Annotated in this window: 18 protein-coding genes and 1 tRNA gene; 14 read left to right on the top strand and 5 right to left on the bottom strand. The window is 67.2% G+C overall.

The genetic code is table 11. The annotated features are described in order from the left end of the window. Positions 1–591 precede the first annotated feature (591 nt). Both AAFF32_RS04890 and AAFF32_RS04885 read left to right on the top strand, forming a co-directional pair. Positions 592–774, top strand: coding sequence for a hypothetical protein (locus AAFF32_RS04890; protein ID WP_342316649.1), 183 nt, complete (start codon positions 592–594; stop codon positions 772–774). Continuing rightward, on the top strand, positions 771–1592 hold the full coding sequence (locus tag AAFF32_RS04885; RefSeq protein ID WP_342316648.1) for a hypothetical protein: 822 nt from the start codon (positions 771–773) through the stop codon (positions 1590–1592). Before AAFF32_RS04890 ends, AAFF32_RS04885 begins: the two co-directional genes overlap by 4 nt. Positions 1593–1835: 243 nt before the next feature. Here the strand turns inward: AAFF32_RS04885 and AAFF32_RS04880 are convergent. Then, a tRNA-Ile gene (locus AAFF32_RS04880) sits at positions 1836–1908 on the bottom strand. Positions 1909–1975: 67 nt separating this feature from the next. Then, entirely contained in the window at positions 1976–4333 is a 2358-nt protein-coding gene (locus AAFF32_RS04875) for a GH92 family glycosyl hydrolase (protein WP_342316647.1), read from the bottom strand. A 185-nt stretch (positions 4334–4518) separates the two neighbouring features. Between AAFF32_RS04875 and AAFF32_RS04870 the strand changes: the two genes are divergently transcribed. From AAFF32_RS04870 to AAFF32_RS04840, 7 genes are all read left to right on the top strand, one after another. Then, positions 4519–5559 (top strand): LacI family DNA-binding transcriptional regulator, encoded by a 1041-nt coding sequence (locus AAFF32_RS04870; RefSeq protein ID WP_342316645.1) that lies wholly within the window; start codon positions 4519–4521, stop codon positions 5557–5559. Then, complete coding sequence (locus AAFF32_RS04865; protein WP_216964429.1) at positions 5556–6842, top strand: sugar MFS transporter; 1287 nt, start codon at positions 5556–5558, stop codon at positions 6840–6842. Before AAFF32_RS04870 ends, AAFF32_RS04865 begins: the two co-directional genes overlap by 4 nt. After that, a complete protein-coding gene (locus tag AAFF32_RS04860; RefSeq protein ID WP_216964431.1) occupies positions 6839–7834 on the top strand; it encodes a carbohydrate kinase in 996 nt (331 codons plus the stop codon). Before AAFF32_RS04865 ends, AAFF32_RS04860 begins: the two co-directional genes overlap by 4 nt. Continuing rightward, entirely contained in the window at positions 7831–9060 is a 1230-nt protein-coding gene (locus AAFF32_RS04855; protein WP_342316644.1) for an AGE family epimerase/isomerase, read from the top strand. The genes AAFF32_RS04860 and AAFF32_RS04855 overlap by 4 nt, the downstream gene beginning before the upstream one ends. Then, on the top strand, positions 9060–10451 hold the full coding sequence (locus AAFF32_RS04850; RefSeq protein ID WP_342316643.1) for a glycoside hydrolase family 47 protein: 1392 nt from the start codon (positions 9060–9062) through the stop codon (positions 10449–10451). Before AAFF32_RS04855 ends, AAFF32_RS04850 begins: the two co-directional genes overlap by 1 nt. A 71-nt stretch (positions 10452–10522) precedes the next feature. Then, positions 10523–10900 carry a nuclear transport factor 2 family protein gene (locus tag AAFF32_RS04845; RefSeq protein WP_342316642.1) on the top strand — a complete coding sequence of 126 codons (378 nt, stop codon included), beginning with the start codon at positions 10523–10525 and terminating at the stop codon, positions 10898–10900. Positions 10901–10993: 93 nt separating this feature from the next. After that, complete coding sequence (locus AAFF32_RS04840; RefSeq protein WP_216964439.1) at positions 10994–11365, top strand: SnoaL-like domain-containing protein; 372 nt, start codon at positions 10994–10996, stop codon at positions 11363–11365. A 230-nt stretch (positions 11366–11595) separates the two neighbouring features. Here AAFF32_RS04840 and rpoD read toward each other — a convergent pair whose 3' ends face one another. Both rpoD and dtd read right to left on the bottom strand, forming a co-directional pair. Beyond that, on the bottom strand, positions 11596–13452 hold the full coding sequence (gene rpoD, locus AAFF32_RS04835) for an RNA polymerase sigma factor RpoD (protein ID WP_216964441.1): 1857 nt from the start codon (positions 13450–13452) through the stop codon (positions 11596–11598). 74 nt (positions 13453–13526) lie between these two features. Then, positions 13527–13967, bottom strand: coding sequence for a D-aminoacyl-tRNA deacylase (dtd, locus tag AAFF32_RS04830; protein ID WP_216964443.1), 441 nt, complete (start codon positions 13965–13967; stop codon positions 13527–13529). Between the two features lie 101 nt (positions 13968–14068). Here dtd and AAFF32_RS04825 point away from each other — a divergent pair, with 101 nt between their 5' ends. From AAFF32_RS04825 to AAFF32_RS04815, 3 genes are read left to right on the top strand one after another with little or no spacing between them, the layout of a single operon-like run. Further along, a complete protein-coding gene (locus AAFF32_RS04825; RefSeq protein WP_342316641.1) occupies positions 14069–15001 on the top strand; it encodes a lauroyl acyltransferase in 933 nt (310 codons plus the stop codon). 40 nt (positions 15002–15041) lie between these two features. Continuing rightward, positions 15042–15539, top strand: a complete 498-nt coding sequence (locus tag AAFF32_RS04820; protein ID WP_216964446.1) for a PH domain-containing protein — start codon at positions 15042–15044, stop codon at positions 15537–15539. Beyond that, the gene (locus tag AAFF32_RS04815) at positions 15526–17031 is read left to right on the top strand and encodes a PH domain-containing protein (protein WP_342316640.1); all 1506 of its coding nucleotides are present in this window, start codon (positions 15526–15528) and stop codon (positions 17029–17031) included. The genes AAFF32_RS04820 and AAFF32_RS04815 overlap by 14 nt, the downstream gene beginning before the upstream one ends. Before the next feature lie 4 nt (positions 17032–17035). Here AAFF32_RS04815 and AAFF32_RS04810 read toward each other — a convergent pair whose 3' ends face one another. Continuing rightward, complete coding sequence (locus AAFF32_RS04810) at positions 17036–18097, bottom strand: CDP-glycerol glycerophosphotransferase family protein (protein ID WP_342317228.1); 1062 nt, start codon at positions 18095–18097, stop codon at positions 17036–17038. A 40-nt stretch (positions 18098–18137) separates the two neighbouring features. On the opposite strand from AAFF32_RS04810, the gene AAFF32_RS04805 reads away from it, so the two are divergent. Together AAFF32_RS04805 and AAFF32_RS04800 are read left to right on the top strand one after the other, a co-directional pair. Continuing rightward, complete coding sequence (locus AAFF32_RS04805; protein WP_342316639.1) at positions 18138–18932, top strand: glycosyltransferase family 2 protein; 795 nt, start codon at positions 18138–18140, stop codon at positions 18930–18932. Then, on the top strand, positions 18929–19804 hold the full coding sequence (locus AAFF32_RS04800) for a glycosyltransferase family 2 protein (RefSeq protein WP_342316638.1): 876 nt from the start codon (positions 18929–18931) through the stop codon (positions 19802–19804). The genes AAFF32_RS04805 and AAFF32_RS04800 overlap by 4 nt, the downstream gene beginning before the upstream one ends. The last annotated feature ends 152 nt before the right edge of the window (positions 19805–19956 follow it).

The following is a 19956-nucleotide window of genomic DNA, read 5'->3' as shown; positions in this document are numbered from 1 at the left end:
CCACTTTTACCTTCGGTTCTTGGGTACACAAACCCATTAGCTCCGGAAGTCTCATGCGGAGGCTTTTTTAGCATCGGCGCGTTCTAAATCCCGTTGACGGGCAGGAACCGTATCGTTTCCGGCAAGAAGCAAATCGACCCCCATTCTATTCCCTGCTCTGTGCAAGACCAGTACCCCAGGAACGAAACGGCCCGACAGCCATGCTAGCGGGGACACCGGGGGGGGTATCAAAGTCCACAGTGCCACGCGCCGTAAACCACCTGTCCTCCCATGCAGGGATTTTTTCACCCAGAAAATCTCTCTCGGTGGAAATCAGCAAATGGCGAGCAAAACACCTTGTCTTCAGCTGTCGCCCGAGAGATTCAACTTCACAAGAATCGTGGATATCAGCAAATGGCGGGAGTGAAGGGCCGGAGCGGCGGGCCTCGGAGAAACGCGGGAGGGGCGCGCCCCGGAGCTGCTCGGAAGCCGAAGGTAATGCCATCTCTGGATTCACCAAATGCCGATGCAGGCCCAAAGGTCGAGGCAGGCTCGGAACCCCATACCAGCTCCGCGCGTGGCGCCGCTGCCAGCAAAGAGGGAGCACGCAGGGTGAGCGACTATGCAGGCACAATCATGGGCACCATTGGCGCCGTCGTCGGCTACATGGTCACCGGCACGCCTCAAGGCGCGACGTGGGGCTGGACCATCGGCTCGGGTCTCGGACCGTGCACAGGGAATTCGGTGGACCCTTGGGCCTGGCGCGAGCACGAGGCAAGCGAGGTGGCACGATGAGCCTGTTGAACGTGCACGTGACTCCCCAGTTGGCGCTAGTCGCTGTAGACACCGACGGGATCGGCCCGGCCGGTCACTTCGAGATCTGCAAGCTCTATCCCGTAGCCCACGCCAACACCATCTTGGCCGGCCAAGGCGAGCGCCGGTTCCTTCTCGAGGCGTTCTCGCGCATCTGCCTCGCAGACAGGAGCGTCGATTACGACGTGATCGTGGAGGCGATGCCGGGTTTGCTACGGGTCTTGGCCGCGGGCGCTCGCCAGCACGGCGCACCGGATCACAGGTACGCAATCGCCGTCGTTGGCTACTCGCCGGCAGAGGGCTGCGTGTGTGGCAGGTGGTACGAGGGCGTGGTCACCCGCGACCAGTTCGAGGTGCACAGCCTTGGGAGCCGCGTCGGGCCATGGCCGTTCGAGGACCGGGCACCAGTTCCGGACAGCGTGGAAAACCACGTCGCGCTCGCGCGCCGGCAGACCGCCTGGCACAAGTCCAAGGACTACGCCGGCGGCGGCAGGCTCATCCTTGCTGAGCTGACCCCGGACCAATTGAACATCCGGTCGCCTTGCAGGTTGGAATGGGAATGGGGCTACTACAAGCTCGGGCGTGGTGCTCAGTACTCGGAAGCGCACCTGCTGGCATTTCTGGAGAGCGGCAACTGCGCGCCCACGCAGCCGGTGCCTGCGCCCGGGCGACGGAAGCCGACGCGCGCGGCGTCAGAGATCAGCCCTCTGCTGAAGGCTCAGGAGGTTCTGAGGGCTGCTGCTGATCGCGAAGCTCTGCCAGATACTCCGCAACGTCGGCAGCCGCGAGTGCTTCGATGAGTCTGATCATCGCCGGACCTAGCGGACGATCCGTCAGCAAAGGCGGTTCGATCTGACCTGCCTTCGGGCCCGTGAGCCAGATGATCCGCTTCGGAGGGTTGGCCTGCTCGTCCATGCATCCCATCCCCCGGTGTAATTCTGGTGTAAGGATGTCGAGAAAACCCCGGGGAATTCGGCAACAGCTGCCTATAAGGGGAAACGCTGAACCTGCTGAATTTCGCTATATTTTACGACGATTTCTAATGGGCCCACCAGGATTCGAACCTGGAACCAAGGGATTATGAGTCCCCTGCTCTAACCGTTGAGCTATAGGCCCGTGGGCTGCGAAGTTTAGCAGCCCGTGGTGCGCCGCCGGCCGGGTGGCCGGCGCGGTGGGGGCGACTTCAGCGCGTGGACATTGAGTAGGGACGCTGCTCCGGTGCGGCGCCCCAGGCCTTGTTGGGTTCGGCCTGCATGGTGAAGCGCAGTTCGCCGCCGGCCATGACGTCTTCGTGACGCAGGTAGGCGCGGTCCAGCGGTTTGCCGTTGAGCGTGGCGCTGCCGATGAAGTGGTGCGCGTCGTCCAACCCTTCGGCAATGACGGTGAAGCGCTTCCCGTTCGGAAGATTGAGCGTGGCGCGCGGCATGAAGGGGCGGCCGATGATGTACTCGTTGCTGCTCGGTGCGACCGGATAGAAGCCCAGCGCGGTGAACACGTACCACGCCGACATCTGGCCCAGGTCGTCGTTGCCGGCCAGGCCATCGGGGCGCGGTGCGTACTGCGTCTTCATGATGTGGCCCAGGCGGTCCTGCGTGCGCCAGGGCTGGCCCGCGTAAGCGTACAGATAGGCGACGTGGTGGCTGGGTTCGTTGCCGTGCGCGTACCAGCCGATCAGGCCGGTGATGTCTTCCATGTGCTCGAAGATCTTTGGATCGACCTTCGCATCGAACACGGCATCCAGACGCGCGAGCAGTTGGTCTTCACCGCCGTGCGCGGCGGCCAGTCCGGCGACGTCCTGCGGCACGTACCAGGAGTACTGCCATGCGTTGCCTTCGGTGTAGTCGCTGCCGTAGCCGCTGGCGCTGGGGTCGAAGGGTTCGCGGAAGCTGCCGTCGCGCTTGCGTGCGCGCATGAAGCCGGTGTCCTTGTCGAAGGCGTGACGCCAGTTCGCGGCGCGCTTGCCGAACTGCGCGGCGACGTCCCCGCGCCCCATCGCGCCGGCCATGCGCGAGATGGTCCAGTCGTCGAAGGCATATTCCAGCGTCTTCGAGGCGGCTTCGCCTTCCTCGTCGATGGGCACGTAGCCCAGCTGCATGTACTGCGCGATTCCGTCGTAGGGACCGTAGCTGGCGCTGGCGACCATCGCGTCGAGCGCTTCGTTGGCGTTGTAGCCGCGGATGCCCTTCATGTAGGCGTCCGCGATCACGGGCACGGCGTGGTAGCCGATCATGCACCACGTCTCCAGGCCGTGGAACGTCCACACCGGCAGCACGCCGTACGGGCTTTCGCGGCGCGAGGCGAGCAGCGAGTTGACGAAGTCGTTGGTGCGTTGTTCTGGCTGCACGATGGTCAGCAGCGGATGCAATGCGCGGTACGTATCCCACAGCGAGAACGTGGAATAGTGCGTGAAGCCCTTGGCCTGGTGCACGGCGTTGTCCGGACCGCGGTAACGGCCGTCGGCGTCCATGAACAACGTCGGGCCCATCAGCGTGTGGTACAGCGCGGTGTAGACGCTGCGGCGCATCGGTTCGGGCGCATCGAGGTCGAGCGCGCCCAGCGCCTGCGTCCACTGCGCCTTCGCATCGTTGCGCACGGCGTCGAAATCGAAACCGGGCACTTCGGCGTCGAGGTTGGCGATGGCGCCTTCTTCGCTCACCGGTGAAATCGCGACCTTCACGATCATCGATTCACCCGCGGCGCCGTCGAAATCGAGCGCGCCCACCAGCTGCCGGCCTTCGATCTGCGCGCGTTGGCGCGGGTCCTTCTCGCCCGGCGGCGGGAAGCCCTTGTAGACGACGTCCTGTTCGGTGTCGTGGAACTGATGTCCGCTGACGGGCCGGGAGAATCGCATCGCGAAGTAGAGCTGCCGACCCGGCGCCCAGCCGCGCGTTTCGCGGAAGCCGGTGAGCGTGCCGTCCGGACGCAGGCGCAGACGCGACCACTGCACCTTGCCGGGGTAGTCGTACATGCTCGTGCGCAGGTCGACGAGGACGTGCGCGGGTTTGCCCTTCGGGAAGCGGTAGCGATGCACGCCTACGCGCGGGCTCGCGGTGAGCTCGGCGCGGATGCCGTAGTCGCGCAGCGTCACGGCGTAGTAGCCGGGCTGCGCGATTTCGTCCTTGTGATCGAAGCGCGAGGTGTAGCCGCTGCCGGGCTTGGTGATATCGCCGCGCTCGAGCTTCACCTCACCGGCGATCGGCATCACCAGCACGTCGCCCAGGTCGGAATGCCCCGTGCCGGAGAAGTGCGTGTGCGAGAAGCCGACGATGGTGTGGTCGTCGTAACGGTAGCCGGCGGCCCAGCCGTAGCCTTCCTTGCGCGATTTGATCTGCGTGTCGGGGCTCAGCTGGACCATGCCGAAGGGCACCGTCGCGCCGGGGAAGGTGTGCCCCTCGCCGCCCGTGCCGATGAAAGGGTCGACGGCGGCGTAGGCCTTCGCGCCTGCACCGCCCGACGGCGGTGCGGCCGAGGCCAGGCCTGCGGCGATCCAGAGTGCGGCGCCCACCAGGCGCAGGGAGGTGGAACGGGCACGACGGGACATGGGCGCTCCTGAGCAAAGACGGGGCGGCGGCGGCCGAATTTGGATCGTTCTAAACGCCGCACGCTAGCATGGGCCGACAAGCGGATTCATGCTGCATCGCACGATTGCACGGGCGGGCGCTGCCCCGCAGGATGCCCAAGTTTAGAACGATCCAAATTCATGCCCCACGCCACGGACCCATCGCCATGAACGCCCCTGCCGTGCGCGGACGGGTGACGCTGGCCGACATCGCCCTCGCCTGCGATCTATCGCGGGCGACGATCTCGCTGGTGCTGCGCGGCAGCCCGCTGGTCAACGCGGAAACGCGCGCACGCGTGGAGGCCGAGCTCAAGCGCCAGGGCTATGTCTATCACCGCGGCGCGGCGAACCTGCGGCGCAAGGTGTCCTCGACCGTCGCGCTGGTGATCAACGACCTGTCCAATCCGTTCTTCGCCGAGTTCGCGGCGGGCGTGGACGAAGCACTTGCCGCATCGGGCTACGTCACGCTGCTCGGCAGCACGGGCGAATCATCCGAGCGCCAGCAGGCGGTGCTCACCTCGCTGCTCGAACACGATCCGGCCGGCATCATCCTTTCGCCCGCCGAAGGCACCGACCCTGCGCGCCTTCGCCCGCTGCTCGCCTCGCGCACGCCGGTGCTGGTGTTCAACCGCGCGCTCGGCGGCGACTGGGATTACCTCGCGCTCGACAACACGCACGGTGCGCGCCTCGCGACGGAGCATCTGCTTGCGCAGGGTCATCGCCGCATCGCGTTCTTCGGCGGACACGAGGAATCCAGTTCGTGCCACGAGCGGCGCGAAGGCTATCGCGCTGCGCTCGCCGACGCGGGCATCTCGCCGGAACCGCAGTGGATCGTCGAATGCTCGCCGACGCGGCTGGAAGCGGCGCGGCAGACCGGCGCGTTGTTCGTGCGCGATCCGGCGCCCACCGCGGCCGTCTGCTACAACGATGCGGTAGCGCTTGGCCTCATGGCGGGTTTGTCGACGCGCGGCCGTCGCGCCGGTCATGACTTTGCCGTCACCGGCTTCGACGACATTCCCGAGGCCGCCGTCAGCGCGCCGCCGCTGACGACGATTGCCGTCGATCCACGCGCGCGCGGTCACCAGGCGGCGGAGCTGATCCTGCAACGCCTGCGCGAGCCTGCAACGCCCATCGCCACCACCATCGCCCCCGTGCGCCTCAACCTGCGCGCGAGCAGTCACTTCACCCTGCCCGGAGACGCCGCATGAGCGGTCGCCCGTTGTCCACGCGCACCGCGATCGCGGTGCTGACGATGATCTTCTTCACCTGGGGCGCGCTCACCAGCCTCAATGACGTGCTGATTCCGCATCTGAAGGCCGTGTTCGAAATGAACTACGCGCAGACGATGCTGATCCAGTTCACGTTCTTCAGCACCTACCTGCTGATGTCGGTGCCGGCGGGCAAGGTGGTGGCGCTCGCCGGTTACAAGCGCAGCATTATCATCGGCCTGTGCGTTGCCGGCGTGGGGGCGCTGCTGTTCTTCCCGGCGGCGAGGATTCCGTCGTACCCGTTGTTCCTGTTCGCGCTGTTCGTGCTCGCCAGCGGCATCACGCTGTTGCAGGTCTCGGCCAATCCGTACATCGCGCTGCTGGGCGATGCAAACAGCGCGTCGAGCCGGCTCACGCTGGCGCAGGCGCTCAATTCCTTCGGCCACACGATCGCGCCGCTGCTGATCGGACCGCTGATCCTGTCCGGCGTCGTCATCGGCGCCACCGAGCTGGCGCAGATGCCCGAAGCGCAGCAGGCCGCGTACCGCATCTCGCAGGCCGAGTCGGTGCAGCTTCCGTACCTCGGCATCGCCGCCGGTCTGTTCCTGCTCGCGGTGTTCGTCGTGCTGTTCCGCCTGCCCGCGCACGCCGAGGCCACCGAGAGCGCCGATCACCAGCGCCACACGTTCGCCGAAGTGCTGCGCCATCGCCATCTGCGTTTCGGCGTCGTCGGCATCTTCATGTACGTCGGCGCCGAGGTTGCGATCGGCAGCTTCCTGATCAACTACATCAGCGATCCACGCATCGGCGCGCTGGATGAAGCTGCGGCGACCGAATACGTGGCGTGGTACTGGGGCCTGGCGATGGCGGGTCGTTTCATCGGTTCGTTCCTGTTACGGCGCATCGAACCGCGCGTGCTGCTGGGGCTGTTCGCGATCGGCGCGATGGGCTTGCTGGCGACGACCATGCTCAACGAAGGTCGCGTGGCGGTGTGGAGCGTGGTCGCCATCGGTCTGTTCAACTCGATCATGTTCCCGACGATCTTCACCCTCGGCATCCACGGCCTCGGCCCGCTGACGAGCAAGGCCTCGAGCCTGCTGGTGATGGCGATCGTCGGCGGCGCCGTGGTGCCGCTGCTGCAGGGCGTGCTCGCCGACCGCATCGGCGTGCAGATGGCGTTCGTGCTGCCGCTGGCGTGCTATGCGTTCATCACCTGGTACGGATTCCGTGGTGCGCGGCGCGAGGCGCTGGATGAAGCGCCGGTGCCGGTGGCGTCGCCATGAGCCATGCCATCAAGCGCGAGGCCATCGTCTGCTTCGGCGAGGCGCTCATCGACTTTCTCGCGCTGCCGGCGCTGCCCGGCCAGCCTCGTCATTTCGTCGAGTTCGCGGGCGGTGCGCCGGCCAACGTCTGCGCCGCCGTCGCGCGCCTGGGCGGCAATGCGCGTTTCGTCGGCATGCTCGGCGTGGACATGTTCGGCGAGTTCCTCATGTCGCAGCTGCGCGCGTTCGGTGTCGACACCCGCTTCGCCGTGCACACTTCCGAGGCACGCACGGCCCTGGCGTTTGTATCGCTGGATGAGGAAGGCGAGCGCAGCTTCAGCTTCTATCGCCCGCCGGCGGCGGACCTGCTGTTCCGCGAAACACATTTCCGAGAGGAATGCTTCGACGACGCCGCCGTGATGCATGTGTGCTCCAACAGCCTTACCGAGGCGGACATCGCGCAGACCACCGTCGCCGGCATGCGCCTGGCACGCGAGCGCGGCGCGCTGGTCAGCATGGACCTCAACCTGCGTCCGTCGCTGTGGCCCGAAGGCCTCGATGCGGCGCCGCGACTGTGGGAGGCATTGGCCGAGGCGGACATCATCAAGCTGTGCCGCAGCGAGGCCGACTTCCTGATCCGTCGCGCAGGCCACCACAACGCGATGCTGCAACGACTGTGGCAGGGCAACGCAAGGTTGGTGCTGATCACCGACGGCGGCAAGCCGGTGCGCTGGTACACGCGTGACGCAGAGGGCGAAGCGCCTGCGTTCCGTGTCTCGGCCGTGGACACCACGGCGGCGGGCGATGCGTTCGTCGGTTCGCTGCTCCTGCGGATCGTGGAACGCGGCGTGAGCGCACAGACGTTCGACACCTTCCTTGGCGACGCGTCCGCCATCGCCGACGCGCTACGCCATGCCGCCGCGGGCGGAGCATTGGCGGCGACGAAGCACGGCGCATTCGCCGCCATGCCGACCCGCGACGACATCGAACAACTGCTGCGAACGAGCCCATGAACCTGCCCGCCACTCCCGCGCCGGATTTCCGCAGCGAAACGTTCCTGCGCACGCACATCGCCGACACGATGACGTTCTACCATCCGCGCGCGATCGATCCGCAGGGCGGTTTCTTCCACTACTTCCGCGACGACGGCAGCGTCTACGACGCTTCGCATCGCCATCTCGTGAGCAGCACCCGCTTCGTCTTCAACTACGCGATGACGGCGCGTGAATTCGGCAATCCCGAGTATCTCGACGCTGCACGACACGGCCTGCGCTATCTGCGCGAAGTGCATCGCAACCCCTCCAGCGGCGGCTACGCGTGGACGATCCGCGATGGATCGCCGGAGGATCGCACCAACCACTGCTATGGCGTGGCGTTCGTGCTGCTGGCTTACTCGACCGCGCTGAAAGCGGGCATCGACGAGGTCGTGCCGTGGATCGACGAGACCTGGGACCTGCTCGAGGGCCGATTCTGGGACGCGGACGCCGGCCTGTATCGCGACGAGGCCGATGCGGACTGGAACTTCTCCGACTACCGCGGCCAGAACGCCAACATGCACATGTGCGAGGCGATGCTGGCGGCCTACGAGGCGACGCGGCAGCCGCGCTTCCTCGACCGCGCGCTCACGCTGGCCGACCACATGACGCGCCGACAGGCCGGGATGGCGGGCGGGCTGGTGTGGGAGCACTACGATCGCGAGTGGAATGTCGACTGGGACTATCACCGCGATGATCCCAAGCATCTGTTCCGACCGTGGGGCTACCAGCCCGGCCATCAGACCGAATGGGCCAAGCTGCTGGTGATCCTCGATGGCCACCTGCGCGAGCGCGGAACGCCGGCGCCGTGGGCCGTCGACACCGCGCGTCACCTGTTCGATGTCGCCGTGCAGCGCGCGTGGGATGCGCAGTACGGCGGCCTGGCTTACGGCTTCGGCCTCGCGCCGGAGTTCGCCGTGTGCGACGACGACAAGTACTTCTGGGTGCAGGCCGAATCGCTCGCCGCGGCGGCGCGACTGGGCGATGCCACGTGCCAGACGCATTACTGGGACTGGTACGACCGCCTGTGGGCCTATGCGTGGCAGCACTTCGTCGACCACCAGCACGGGGCGTGGTACCGCATCCTCGACCGCCGCAACAGCAAGTACAGCGACGAGAAGAGTCCCGCCGGCAAGACCGACTACCACACGATGGGCGCCTGCTACGACGTCCTTGCCGTCCTGCGTTCCCGGAGACACACCTGATGCGCCTGCGTCCGTTGCTGCTTTCCTTCGCCCTGTTTGCGGTCCCCACGATCGGCGTCGCGGCCGAAGCCTCCTTCCCCGATGCCGCGACGCCGGTCGTCTTCTCCGATGCCAAGGCCGCGCGCAGCGCAGAGCAGGTGAAGGCGCAGTTCCTGCACGCATGGCGCGGTTACAAGGAGCACGCATGGGGCCATGATGCGTTGAAGCCGCTGAGCAACAAGCCGCACGACTGGTACGGCGAGTCGCTGCTGATGACGCCGGTCGACGCGCTCGACACGATGATCGTGATGGGCCTGGACGAGGAAGCCCGCGATGCGCGCGAGCTGATCGCGACGAAGCTCTCTTTCGACCGCGACCTGGACGTGAAGCATTTCGAGATCGTGATCCGCCTGCTCGGCGGGCTGCTGTCCGGCTATCAGATGACGGACGACAAGCGCCTGCTCGATCTTGCCGAAGATCTCGGCACGCGCCTGCTGCCAGCGTTCGACTCGCCCACCGGCCTGCCCTACGTTTATGTGAACCTGCGCACCGGCAAGGCGCACGGCAACGAAAGCAATCCTGCCGAGGCCGGAACGCTGCTGCTGGAGTACGGCACGCTCAGCAAGCTCACTGGCAATCCGGTCTTCTACGAGAAGGCGAAGCGTGCGCTGGTGGAAACCTACAAGCGCCGTTCGAAGATCGGCCTGGTGGGCGAACGCTTCGACGTGACGACCGGCGAGTGGACGAACACGCGCAGCCACGTCGGCGCGCGCATCGACTCTTACTACGAATACCTGTGGAAGTGCTGGACGCTGTTCGGCGACGAAGACTGCCATGCGATGTGGAAGGACAGCATCGCGGCGGCCAATCGCTACTACCCGGAAGAAGTGGAAGGCTCGCTCTGGGTCGGTCACGTCGACATGGAGACCGGCAAACGCGTGGCGAGCCGCTATGGCGCGCTCGACGCGTTCTGGCCGGGACTGCTCGCGTTGTCGGGCGACGTGGCGCAGGCGCGACGCCTGCAGGATTCGTCGTTCGCGATGTGGCAGCAGTGGGGCATCGCGCCGGAAGCGTATGACTACCGCAAGCGCGAGGTGACATCGGCGGGCTATCCGCTGCGACCGGAGATCGTGGAGTCGGCGTGGTACCTGCATCGGCTCACGGGCGATGCGAAGTACCGCGCCATGGGCCAGGTGATGCTGGACGACTTCGTGCGCTACACGCGCACCGACTCGGGATTCGCGACGCTGAAGAGCGTGGTGACGAAGGAGAAGGTCGACGACATGGAAAGCTTCGTGCTGGCCGAGACGTTCAAGTACTTCTACCTGCTGTTCGCGCCGCCGCAGACGCTGGACCCTGAGAAGGTCGTGCTGACCACCGAGGCGCATCCGCTGCGTCGCACCTGGAAGTGATCGCACGACCGGCGGTGCGCTGAGGCGATCCGGCGCGGGCTACGCTCGCTTGCCGGGTCAGGAGCATCGCCATGAGCACGCAGGACATCGCCAGGCGTCTGGTCGAGTTGTGCCGCGCCGGGGCGTTCGAACAAGCCCTGGAGGAGCTGTACGCCGACGACGCGGTGAGCATCGAGCCGGACGACATCCCGCCCGGCGCGCTGAGCAACGCGGAAGGGCTCGACGCGATCCTGCGCAAGAGCCGCCGGTTCTGGGGCGGTGTCGAGACCCTGCACAGCGTGCGCTGCAGCGAACCGCTCGTGGCGGCGCGCTGGTTCAGCACCGCATTGAGCGTGGACGTCACGTTCAAGGGCGTGGGCCGCATCGACATCCGCGAAATCTGCGTCTATCGCGTGCGCGATGGCCGGATCGTGCTCGAACAGTTCTTCTACGACACCTACGAGCCGTGACGTACCGGACGTCCGAAATTCTCGCAGCCTGCTGACAACACGCTGTCAGGGGTTGGTCTTAGGCTGTGACTTTCCCAGCAAGGAGACATCAGCATGGATATCCAGCAGGTTGCCAACCGCCTCGTCGAACTCTGCCGCGCCGGCCAGTACGACCAGGCGCAGGAAGAGCTGTACGCCGACGGCGCCGTCAGCATCGAGGGCGACGGGCAGAAGGCGGAGTCGATCGCGCACGGGATGGCGGCGATTCGCGAGAAGGGCAAGCAGTGGGCGGACAACCTCGTCGAAATCCACGGCGGCAGCGTGAGCGATCCGGTGATCGCCGACGGCTGGTTCAGCGTGGCGATGGGCCTGGATGCGACCTACAGGGACATGGGCCGTGTGGCGATGAAGGAAATCGCGGTGTATCAGGTGCGCGACGGCAAGATCACGCACGAGCAGTTCTTCTACAACGCCGACAAGGGGTAATGCGGCGGGCTGTCGCCCGCCCCGTGGAGGCCGCCATGAACGCGACGAAGACGCCAACACCTTCGACCACCAATAACGGCTGGAAGACCTGCAGCCGCGGACACAAGTACCGCGGCCCGGGCCCCTGTCCGAAATGCTGGCCCAGTGGTGCGCAACGAAAGCGGGCGGCACAAACGACGAAGCCCCGCTGAGCGGGGCTTCGTGATCGAACATCGGCGGACGTTGTCGCGTCAGTCGATGTCGAGGAACGAACGCAGCTGTTCCGAACGGCTCGGGTGACGCAGCTTGCGCAGCGCCTTCGCCTCGATCTGGCGAATGCGCTCACGCGTGACATCGAACTGCTTGCCGACCTCTTCCAGCGTGTGGTCGGTGTTCATGTCGATGCCGAAGCGCATGCGCAGCACCTTGGCTTCGCGCGGCGTGAGGCCGGCGAGGACATCGCGCACGGTCTCGGTCAGGTTGATGTTGGTGGTCGCCTCGACCGGGGACTCGATGTTCGTGTCCTCGATGAAATCGCCCAGATGGGAGTCCTCGTCGTCGCCGATCGGGGTTTCCATCGAGATCGGTTCCTTGGCGATCTTCATGACCTTCCGGATCTTGTCCTCCGGCATGTCCATTTCCTTCGCCAGCTCTTCCGGAGTCGCTTCGCGGCCGTACTGCTGCAGCATCTGGCGGCTGATGCGGTTGAGCTTGTTGATCGTCTCGATCATGTGCACCGGAATACGGATGGTGCGCGCCTGATCGGCGATCGAACGCGTGATGGCCTGACGGATCCACCACGTGGCGTAGGTCGAGAACTTGAAGCCGCGACGGAACTCGAACTTGTCCACGGCCTTCATCAGGCCGATGTTGCCTTCCTGGATCAGGTCGAGGAACTGCAGGCCGCGGTTGGTGTACTTCTTGGCGATGGAGATCACCAGGCGCAGGTTCGCCTCGACCATCTCCTTCTTCGCCTTGCGCGCCTTGGCTTCGCCATAGGCCATCTGGCGGGAGATGTCCTTGATGTCGGACAGCGCGAGGAACGACGACTTCTCGATCTCGATCGTGGCTTCCTGCTCGGAAATGATCTGGTCCTTCACATCGCGAAGGCCCGAGGACCACTTCTGCTTGCGCTTGAGCAGCTCGTCCACCCACTCCAGATTGGTCTGGTTGCCTTCCCAGGCGCGGATGAAGTCCTTGCGCGGCATCTTCGCCACGCGCGTGGACAGGTCGAGGATGCGGCGCTCGTGTTCCTTGATGCCGTTGACCACGTCGCGCAGGCCCTTGACCAGCACGTCGGTCAGCGGCAGCGGCAGCTTGAAGGTGACGAACACCGCGGCCATGTCCTCGCGCAGCTTCAGCACGCTCTTGTGCGCCGGACCGTGCTTGGCGTAGGCCTTGAGGAACTTCTGGTAGTTGTCGGCCAGGGCTTCCATGCGCGCGGCGACTTCGACCGGATCCGGGCCGCTGACCACTTCCTCGGTCTCGCCCTCGGCAACTTCTTCCTCGTCCTCGTCGGTCTCGGCATCGGTGTCGGCGGCTTCGACGACGGGCGCCGGCGGCTCCGGCACTTCGTCCAGATGGTCGTTGAAGCCCACGATGATCTCGGCCAAGCGCTTCTTGCCGGCCTTGTGCTGCTCGTAGTCTTCCAGGATCGAGGCGATCGTGGCCGGGAACACGCCCAGCGAGGCCTGCACCTGACCGAGGCCTTCCTCGATGCGCTTGGCTATGGCGATTTCGCCTTCGCGGGTGAGCAGTTCCACCGTGCCCATCTCGCGCATGTACATGCGCACCGGGTCGGTGGTGCGGCCGCCTTCGCCGTCCAGCGCGGTCAGCGCGGCGGCGGCTTCTTCGGCGGCGGTGTCGTCGACTTCACGGTTGCCCGTGCCGCCGTCGGCAAGCAGCAGTGTTTCGGCATCGGGGGCCACTTCGTGGACCTCGATACCCATGCCGTTGATCATGCCGATGATGTCTTCGATCTGCTCGGCATCGACGAGGTCGTCGGGCAGGTGATCGTTGACCTCGGCATAGGTCAGGTAGCCCTGCTCCAGGCCCTTACTGATCAACTGCTTGATATCGGAGGAGGGGGGCTGACGTTCGTTGGCCATGCTTGCGCCACCGCGCTAATGGGAAGGGATGGGGAACGTTCCAGTATATCAGGCCGGCCCCTTGGGGACGGACTTCAGGACCGCAGGAGGAAGGTGACCGGGCCGTCGTTGACCAGGCTGATCACCATATGGGCACCGAACCGCCCCGTTTCCACCCCCCCGATGTGTTTTTGCCTGCAGATGTCGACCAGCCGGCTGAACAATGGTTCAGCCACCTCCGGCGCGGCGGCCGTGCTGAAGCCGGGACGCATGCCGCTGGCGGTGTCGGCGGCCAGGGTGAACTGGCTGACCAACAACAAGCCGCCGCCAGTCTGGGCCAGTCCGAGATTCATTCGCCCGTCCCCGTCAGCGAATACACGGTATCCGAGCAGCCGGTCGGCCATGCGCGCGATCTGCGCGTCGCCGTCGCCCGGCTCCACACCGACCAGAGCGAGCAGGCCCGGACCGATCGCCCCGACGACCTCGCCGTCCACCCGCACGCTGGCTTCGGTCACGCGCTGGATCAGGGCGAGCATGGGGCTCCGGCCGTTCGGCATGGGGTTGGGACCGACGATCCTGTCGAGCCCGCCCGCCACGGTCAACCGGTGCGCCCGGGTCGCGCCGTTAGACTGAACGGATGAGCCGCTTCGCCGCACGCCTCCTCCACCTCCTCGCCTCCCTGATCGGCCGCCTCCCCTGGCCCTGGCTGCTGCGCCTGGGCGATGCGCTTTCGGCCTGGTGGCGCTGGCGCGACGTGCGCGAAAGCCGCGTCGTACGGATCAACCTGGAACTGGCCTACCCCGACCTGCTCCCGGCCGAACGCGACGCCCTGCACGCGGCGATCCTGCGCACCACGGCGCGCCAGGTGCTGGAGACGATCCGTCTGTGGACACGCCCGCACGCGGAGAACCTGCGCCTGCTGCGCGAGCAGCACGGCACCCACCTGATGGACGAGGCCATCGCGGCCGGCCGTGGCGTCATCATCGCCGCCCCGCACCACGGCAACTGGGAACTGCTGAACCAGTGGCTGGCCTGGCGCACGCCGCTGGCGATCCTGTACCGGCCGCCGGAGTCGAAAGTGGTCGAAGACTTCCTCAACCTCGTGCGCGCCGACCACGAACAGCCCGGCGAAGGCGAGCGCGTGACCCAGGTGCGCGCGGAAGGCCCCGCGATCCGCCAGCTGTTCAAGCGCCTGAACGACGGCGGCGTGGTCGGCATCCTGCCCGACCAGCAACCCAAGGTCGGCGACGGCGAGTTCGCGCCGTTCTTCGGCGTGCAGGCGCTGACGATGACGCTGCTCGGCCGGCTCGCCTCGCGCACCGGGGCGAAGGTGCTGTTCGCCTGGTGCGAGCGCGTGGACACGCACGCCGATCGTCCGGGCTTCGCGCTGCATATCCAGGCCGCGCCGGAGGCGGTGTCCGACGCCGATCCGAAGGTCGCCGTGGCCGCGCTCAACGCGTCGGTGGAAGCCATTGCGCGGCGCGATCCGGCGCAATACCAGTGGACCTACAAACGCTATACGCTCAGGCCGCCGGGTTCGGGGGAAGACAACCCGTACTGGAACCGCTGACGGCGCGGCGCCGTCGATACCGCAGACCGCGAAACCCACGATGGCCGACCACGACCCGTCCGCTGCCGCGGCCGATGCTCCCGCCGACTGGCACCCGCTGCCCGAGCGCGCCCGCCTCCCTTACATGCTGGCGCTGATGTTGCCGTTCGCCGGCCCGGGGATGGTCGCCGGCTTCGTGCTGGCCGGCGTGTTCGGCCTCTGGCTCGCACCGCCGGTGCTGGCGCTGGCCGGCCTGGCCCTGGGCGCATGGGTGGGCCTGAAGCATTACCGCAGCACCTTCTGGCGACTCGACGACGACGGCCTGGCGATCCGCCGCGGCCGCCTGTGGCAACGCGAGACCCGCGTGCCCGCCACGCGCGTGCAGCACCTGGACCTCAAGCGCGGTCCGCTGCAACGGCGCCGGCACCTGGCGACGCTGGTGGTGCACACCGCCGGCACGCGCCACAGCGCGGTGACCGTGCCGCACCTGGACGCCGACGACGCCGAACGCCTGCGCGACCGCCTCGCGCGCCAGCTCGACGCCGATGACGACGCCTGAGCCCGGCGCAGCCCCGCCCGACGCCGCCGCGCTGCCCGTGGCCGAGCGCCGCCTGCACCCGATGTCGTGGCTGTTCGTGCTGGTGCAGCAGCTCAAGCAGTTCATCGTGCCGCTGGTCGTGCTGCTGGCCTTCGGCCGCGGCGACCGCAACGAACTGTGGCCGCTGATCGGCGTGGGCGTGCTGGTCGTGCTCTCGTTGTGGCAGTACTTCACCTACCGCTACGGCGTGGCCGGCGACCGGCTGGTGATCCGCAGCGGCCTGTTCGAGCGCAGCCTGCGGGTGATCCCGTTCGCGCGCATCCACAACGTCGCGCTGCAGCAGTCGGTGCTGCACCGCCTGTTCGGCGTGGCCGAAGTACGGCTGGAATCGGCCGGCGGGCAGAAGCCCGAAGCGCAGATGCGCGTGTTGAAGCTGGACGACGCGCTGGCCCTGGAAGCACTGGTGCGCCATCGCGGCGCCGCGCCCGGCGCGGCGGCGGTGGAGCCGGAAACCACCACGCTGTTGTCGTTGCCGTCCGGCGAAGTCCTGCGGCTGGGCCTGGTTTCCAATCGCGGCATGATCGTCGTCGGCGCCACCGCCGCGGCCGTCGCGCAGATCAGCCCGCGCGCCCTCCCCAACGCGTTCGAGACCGTCGGCAAGTGGCTGTTCGGCTACGCCGGCGAACACCAGTTCGGCCCGATGGAATACGGGGCGTCCGCGCTGACGCTGCTGGTGTTCGCCATCGGCCTGCTGCGCGCCTTCTCGATCCTGCTCGCCCTGCTGCAGTACCACGGCTTCCGCCTGAGCGAGATCGGCCGCCGCCTCACCGTCGAACGCGGCCTGCTGCAGCGTTGGCGCACCAGCGCTTCGCGCCGTCGCATCCAGGCCTGGACGCTGCGCGAGGGCATGCTGCACCGCCTGCTCAAGCGCCGCAGCCTCGAAGTCGACACCGCCGTCGCCGAGGAGAACCAACAGCAGCGGGCCCTGCGCGAGATCGCGCCGATCGCCACGCCCGCCGCCTGCGACGCGTTGATCGAACACCTGCTGCCGCAGGCGCAGTGGTCGACGCTCGAATGGCGTCCGGTGCCGGCGTCGAACTGGTGGCGGCTGGTGCTGCCTTCGCTGCCGTTCGTCCTGATCGCCACGGCCGTCGCGACGTGGCGCCTGGACGCATGGGGACTGCTCGTGCTGGCGTGGTTGCCATGGGCCGCGTTCGCCGCGCACCGCCGCGCGCAGCGCATGGCCTATGCGACGAGTGCCGAATTGATCGCCGTGCGCGAAGGCTGGTGGTCACGCCATTGGCGCTTCGCCGAACTCGACAAGCTGCAGGCGTTGCAGATCACGCGATCGCCGCTGGATCGCCGCTGCGGCACCGCCACGCTGTGGCTGGACACGGCCGGCGCCGGCGCGATGACGCCGCCGCTGCGCATGCGATTCCTGCCCGATGATCAGGCGCAGGCGTTGTACGGCGCGTTGTCGCGCACATTGGCGCAGCGACCGCTGCGCTGGTGACGGCTCAGCCGCCCGGACCCCAGTAGCCCAGGTCGCGGCGGATCTGCAGCCCACGCAGCCACGACGACAGCGGCTTGCGGCGCAGCGTTCCGAGCTCACCGCGCAACAGCGCTTGCGTCGCAGCGATCACGCGCTCGGACGAATGCCCGTCGCGATACGGATGGATCGCATCGGCATACGCCGCGATCGCCGCCTTCAGTCCCTCGTCCGGCGCGAAGGCGCGCGCCAGCATGTCCGGCAGACGCGCGGGATCGTCGAAATCGATCATGTGCGGCTTGGGCGCACGGTTGCGCAACGTCACCACGGGCTTGCGCTGCACGACGAACTCCGACACCACCGACGTCGTGTCGGCCACCAGCACATCGGCGGCGCGCTGTGCGGTGACGAGCTGTTCGGTTTCGAAGAAGGTCGCATTCGGACCGGCCAGCGCGCGGTAGCGGGCGAACAATTCCGGCGGGCATTTGGGATGCAGCGTGAGCAGCCAGTAGCGGTCGCCGCGTGCGATGTCCGCGGCGATCGCGTCGTACAGGTGCGGGGCCGCGCTCAGGCGCTCGGTGAAGGTGGAGGCGAACATCACCACCGGACGCGCACCGGCCGGCGCGCGCATCGCCGCGGCGGCGCCGTGGTCGTCGCGGAACAGCGGATCCAGCTTGGGCCAGCCGGTTTCCACCACCGCGAAATGCCCGGCCTGCGCGGCCAGCGCCTGGAACGGGCCGGTCGTCGCCGGCCCCTGCGTGCAGTACAGGTCGAACAGGCCGCGCACGCGGAAGTGGCCGCGCTCGTCGGACCGCTTCTCGACGTTGAACCCGTGGAAAAGCTGGACCTTGGCGCCGGACACGAAGCCCGGCACCCAGTTGGCGGCGCTGAACACGGCGCTGGGCTTGAGCGCGACGGCGTCACGCGGCCGGCCTATCATGCGCACCGGCGACGGCAGCGCGGCCCCCGCGGCGCCATCGACGAACCACGCGTGAACACCGTGCCCCGCGGCTTGCAGCGCCTGCGCCAGCGGTTGCAGGATGGGCAGCGCGTACCGCTCGCTCGCGAACAACAGGTAGTCGGCCATCAACGCTTCCTCGAATCCATCGCTGCAGGGCAGGCCGCCGTCCGTGAACGGCGACGGCGCGGTCACGCCGATCTCGGCGTGCATTATCGCGTTCAACGAAGCCGACCGCATCGGTGAATGCATCGCCTCGCTGGCGTTTTGCGACGAAGTGGTCGTGGTGGACTCGTATTCCAGCGACGCCACCGTGCAGATCGCCACCGACCTGGGCGCGCGCGTGCTCCAGCGACCCTTCGACGGATACCGCAGCCAGAAGCAGTTCGCCATCGAACAGGCCACGCACGACTGGGTGCTGTGCCTGGACGCCGATGAACGCGTCGGCGATGCACTGCGCACCGCCATCGAAACCGAACGGGCACGCGGATTCGCGCAAGCCGCCGGCTACCGTTTCGCGCGGCTGAGCGAGTACTTCGGCAAGTTCCTGCGCCACGGCAACGCCTACCCCGACCGCGTGCTGCGCCTGTTCGACCGCCGCCGCGGCGGCTGGCGCGGCAAGCGCGAAGTGCACGAAGCCGCCAGCGTCGACGGCCCGGTGCGCACGCTGGCAGGCGACCTCATCCATTACCCGTACCGCTCGCTCGAGCAGCAACTGCACAAGACACAGCGCTACGCGCGCATGATGGCCGAACACGATTTCGCCCGCGGCAAGCGCGCCACGCTCGCCAAACTGGTGCTGTCACCGGCTTGGCGCTTCTGGCGCGGCTACGTCTTCCGCGGCGGCTTCCTCGACGGCTGGAACGGCCTGGTCTACGCCTACGTGCGCGCCAATTACGTGCGACAGAAGACCATCATGCTGTGGCTGTTGCAGAACGGCCGTCCGATCACCACATCCGAGCCATGAACGCCTCCACGCCCACTTCCCCGAAGGCGCCGCGCGTCAGCGTCGTCATCTCCACCTACAACTGGCCCGAAGCGCTGGAGTTGGCGCTGGGGGCGCTGGCGCGACAGACGGTGCTGCCGCACGAAGTCATCGTCGCCGACGACGGTTCGCGCGAAGACACGCGGGCGATGCTCGAACGCCTCGCCCGCGACTACCCCGTGCCGCTGCGCCACAGCTGGATCGAGGACAAGGGTTTCCGCCTCGCGCTGGCGCGCAACCGCGCGATCGCGGCCACCACGGGCGACTACGTACTGATCCTCGACGGCGACATGCTGCCGCATCCGAAGTTCGTCGAAGACCAGGCGCGCGCCGCCGAACGCGGCAGTTTCGTGCAGGGCATGCGCGTGCTCACCGACGAGACCGGCCGCGACCGCCTGCTTTCGCGTGAAGTGCAGCAGCTGGGCTTCTTCGACCGCGGCCTGACGCGTCGTCGCCACACGCTTCGCATTCCCGCGCTGGCCGCGCTCTCGCTGCGCGTGACGCGCAACCAGAAAACCAGCTCCATCAAGGGTTGCAGCCAGGCCTGGTGGCGCGATGATCTGGTCGCGCTGAACGGCTTCGACGAACGCTTCGAGGGCTGGGGCCGCGAGGACAAGGACCTGGCGGTGCGCGCGTTCCACCATGGCCTGATGCGGCGCATGCTGCGCTTTGGCGGCCTGGCGACGCACCTGTACCACCGCGAACGTCACGAAGACGGCGCCAGCCCGAACGATCCGCTGCTGGCCGACACCAAGTCCACCCGCCGCGTGCGCAGCCCGCTGGGGCTGGATCGGCATCTGGCGGAGTTCGCGTCGCAGCCGCTGCCGGATCTGAGGGAGCAGGTGCGGGCGTAACGGCACGCAGGCCGCGGTCATCCGCGTGCCAACAGCACCGTCATCCCGGCGACGGCCGGGACCCAGGCTGTCACGGCATCCGACATCTCACGTCATTCCAGCGGAAGCTGGGCTTTTGGGCCGCCGTACGGGGGCACTATCCATTTTGCTGT

The organism is Lysobacter sp. FW306-1B-D06B (assembly GCF_038446665.1).
Classification (GTDB): Bacteria; Pseudomonadota; Gammaproteobacteria; order Xanthomonadales; family Xanthomonadaceae; genus Lysobacter_J.
The sequence above is the reverse complement of the archived record's forward strand: the minus strand, read 5'-3'. Positions and strand labels throughout refer to the sequence as shown.

Excerpts from the sequence above, each read along its gene's own strand:
- AAFF32_RS04885 (WP_342316648.1), top strand. The coding sequence starts at position 771 with ATGAGCCTGTTGAACGTGCACGTGACTCCCCAGTTGGCGCTAGTCGCT.
- AAFF32_RS04875 (WP_342316647.1), bottom strand. The coding sequence starts at position 4,333 with ATGTCCCGTCGTGCCCGTTCCACCTCCCTGCGCCTGGTGGGCGCCGCA.
- AAFF32_RS04870 (WP_342316645.1), top strand. The coding sequence starts at position 4,519 with ATGAACGCCCCTGCCGTGCGCGGACGGGTGACGCTGGCCGACATCGCC.
- AAFF32_RS04865 (WP_216964429.1), top strand. The coding sequence starts at position 5,556 with ATGAGCGGTCGCCCGTTGTCCACGCGCACCGCGATCGCGGTGCTGACG.
- AAFF32_RS04860 (WP_216964431.1), top strand. The coding sequence starts at position 6,839 with ATGAGCCATGCCATCAAGCGCGAGGCCATCGTCTGCTTCGGCGAGGCG.
- AAFF32_RS04855 (WP_342316644.1), top strand. The coding sequence starts at position 7,831 with ATGAACCTGCCCGCCACTCCCGCGCCGGATTTCCGCAGCGAAACGTTC.
- AAFF32_RS04850 (WP_342316643.1), top strand. The coding sequence starts at position 9,060 with ATGCGCCTGCGTCCGTTGCTGCTTTCCTTCGCCCTGTTTGCGGTCCCC.
- AAFF32_RS04845 (WP_342316642.1), top strand. The coding sequence starts at position 10,523 with ATGAGCACGCAGGACATCGCCAGGCGTCTGGTCGAGTTGTGCCGCGCC.
- AAFF32_RS04840 (WP_216964439.1), top strand. The coding sequence starts at position 10,994 with ATGGATATCCAGCAGGTTGCCAACCGCCTCGTCGAACTCTGCCGCGCC.
- rpoD (WP_216964441.1), bottom strand. The coding sequence starts at position 13,452 with ATGGCCAACGAACGTCAGCCCCCCTCCTCCGATATCAAGCAGTTGATC.
- dtd (WP_216964443.1), bottom strand. The coding sequence starts at position 13,967 with ATGCTCGCCCTGATCCAGCGCGTGACCGAAGCCAGCGTGCGGGTGGAC.
- AAFF32_RS04825 (WP_342316641.1), top strand. The coding sequence starts at position 14,069 with ATGAGCCGCTTCGCCGCACGCCTCCTCCACCTCCTCGCCTCCCTGATC.
- AAFF32_RS04820 (WP_216964446.1), top strand. The coding sequence starts at position 15,042 with ATGGCCGACCACGACCCGTCCGCTGCCGCGGCCGATGCTCCCGCCGAC.
- AAFF32_RS04815 (WP_342316640.1), top strand. The coding sequence starts at position 15,526 with ATGACGACGCCTGAGCCCGGCGCAGCCCCGCCCGACGCCGCCGCGCTG.
- AAFF32_RS04800 (WP_342316638.1), top strand. The coding sequence starts at position 18,929 with ATGAACGCCTCCACGCCCACTTCCCCGAAGGCGCCGCGCGTCAGCGTC.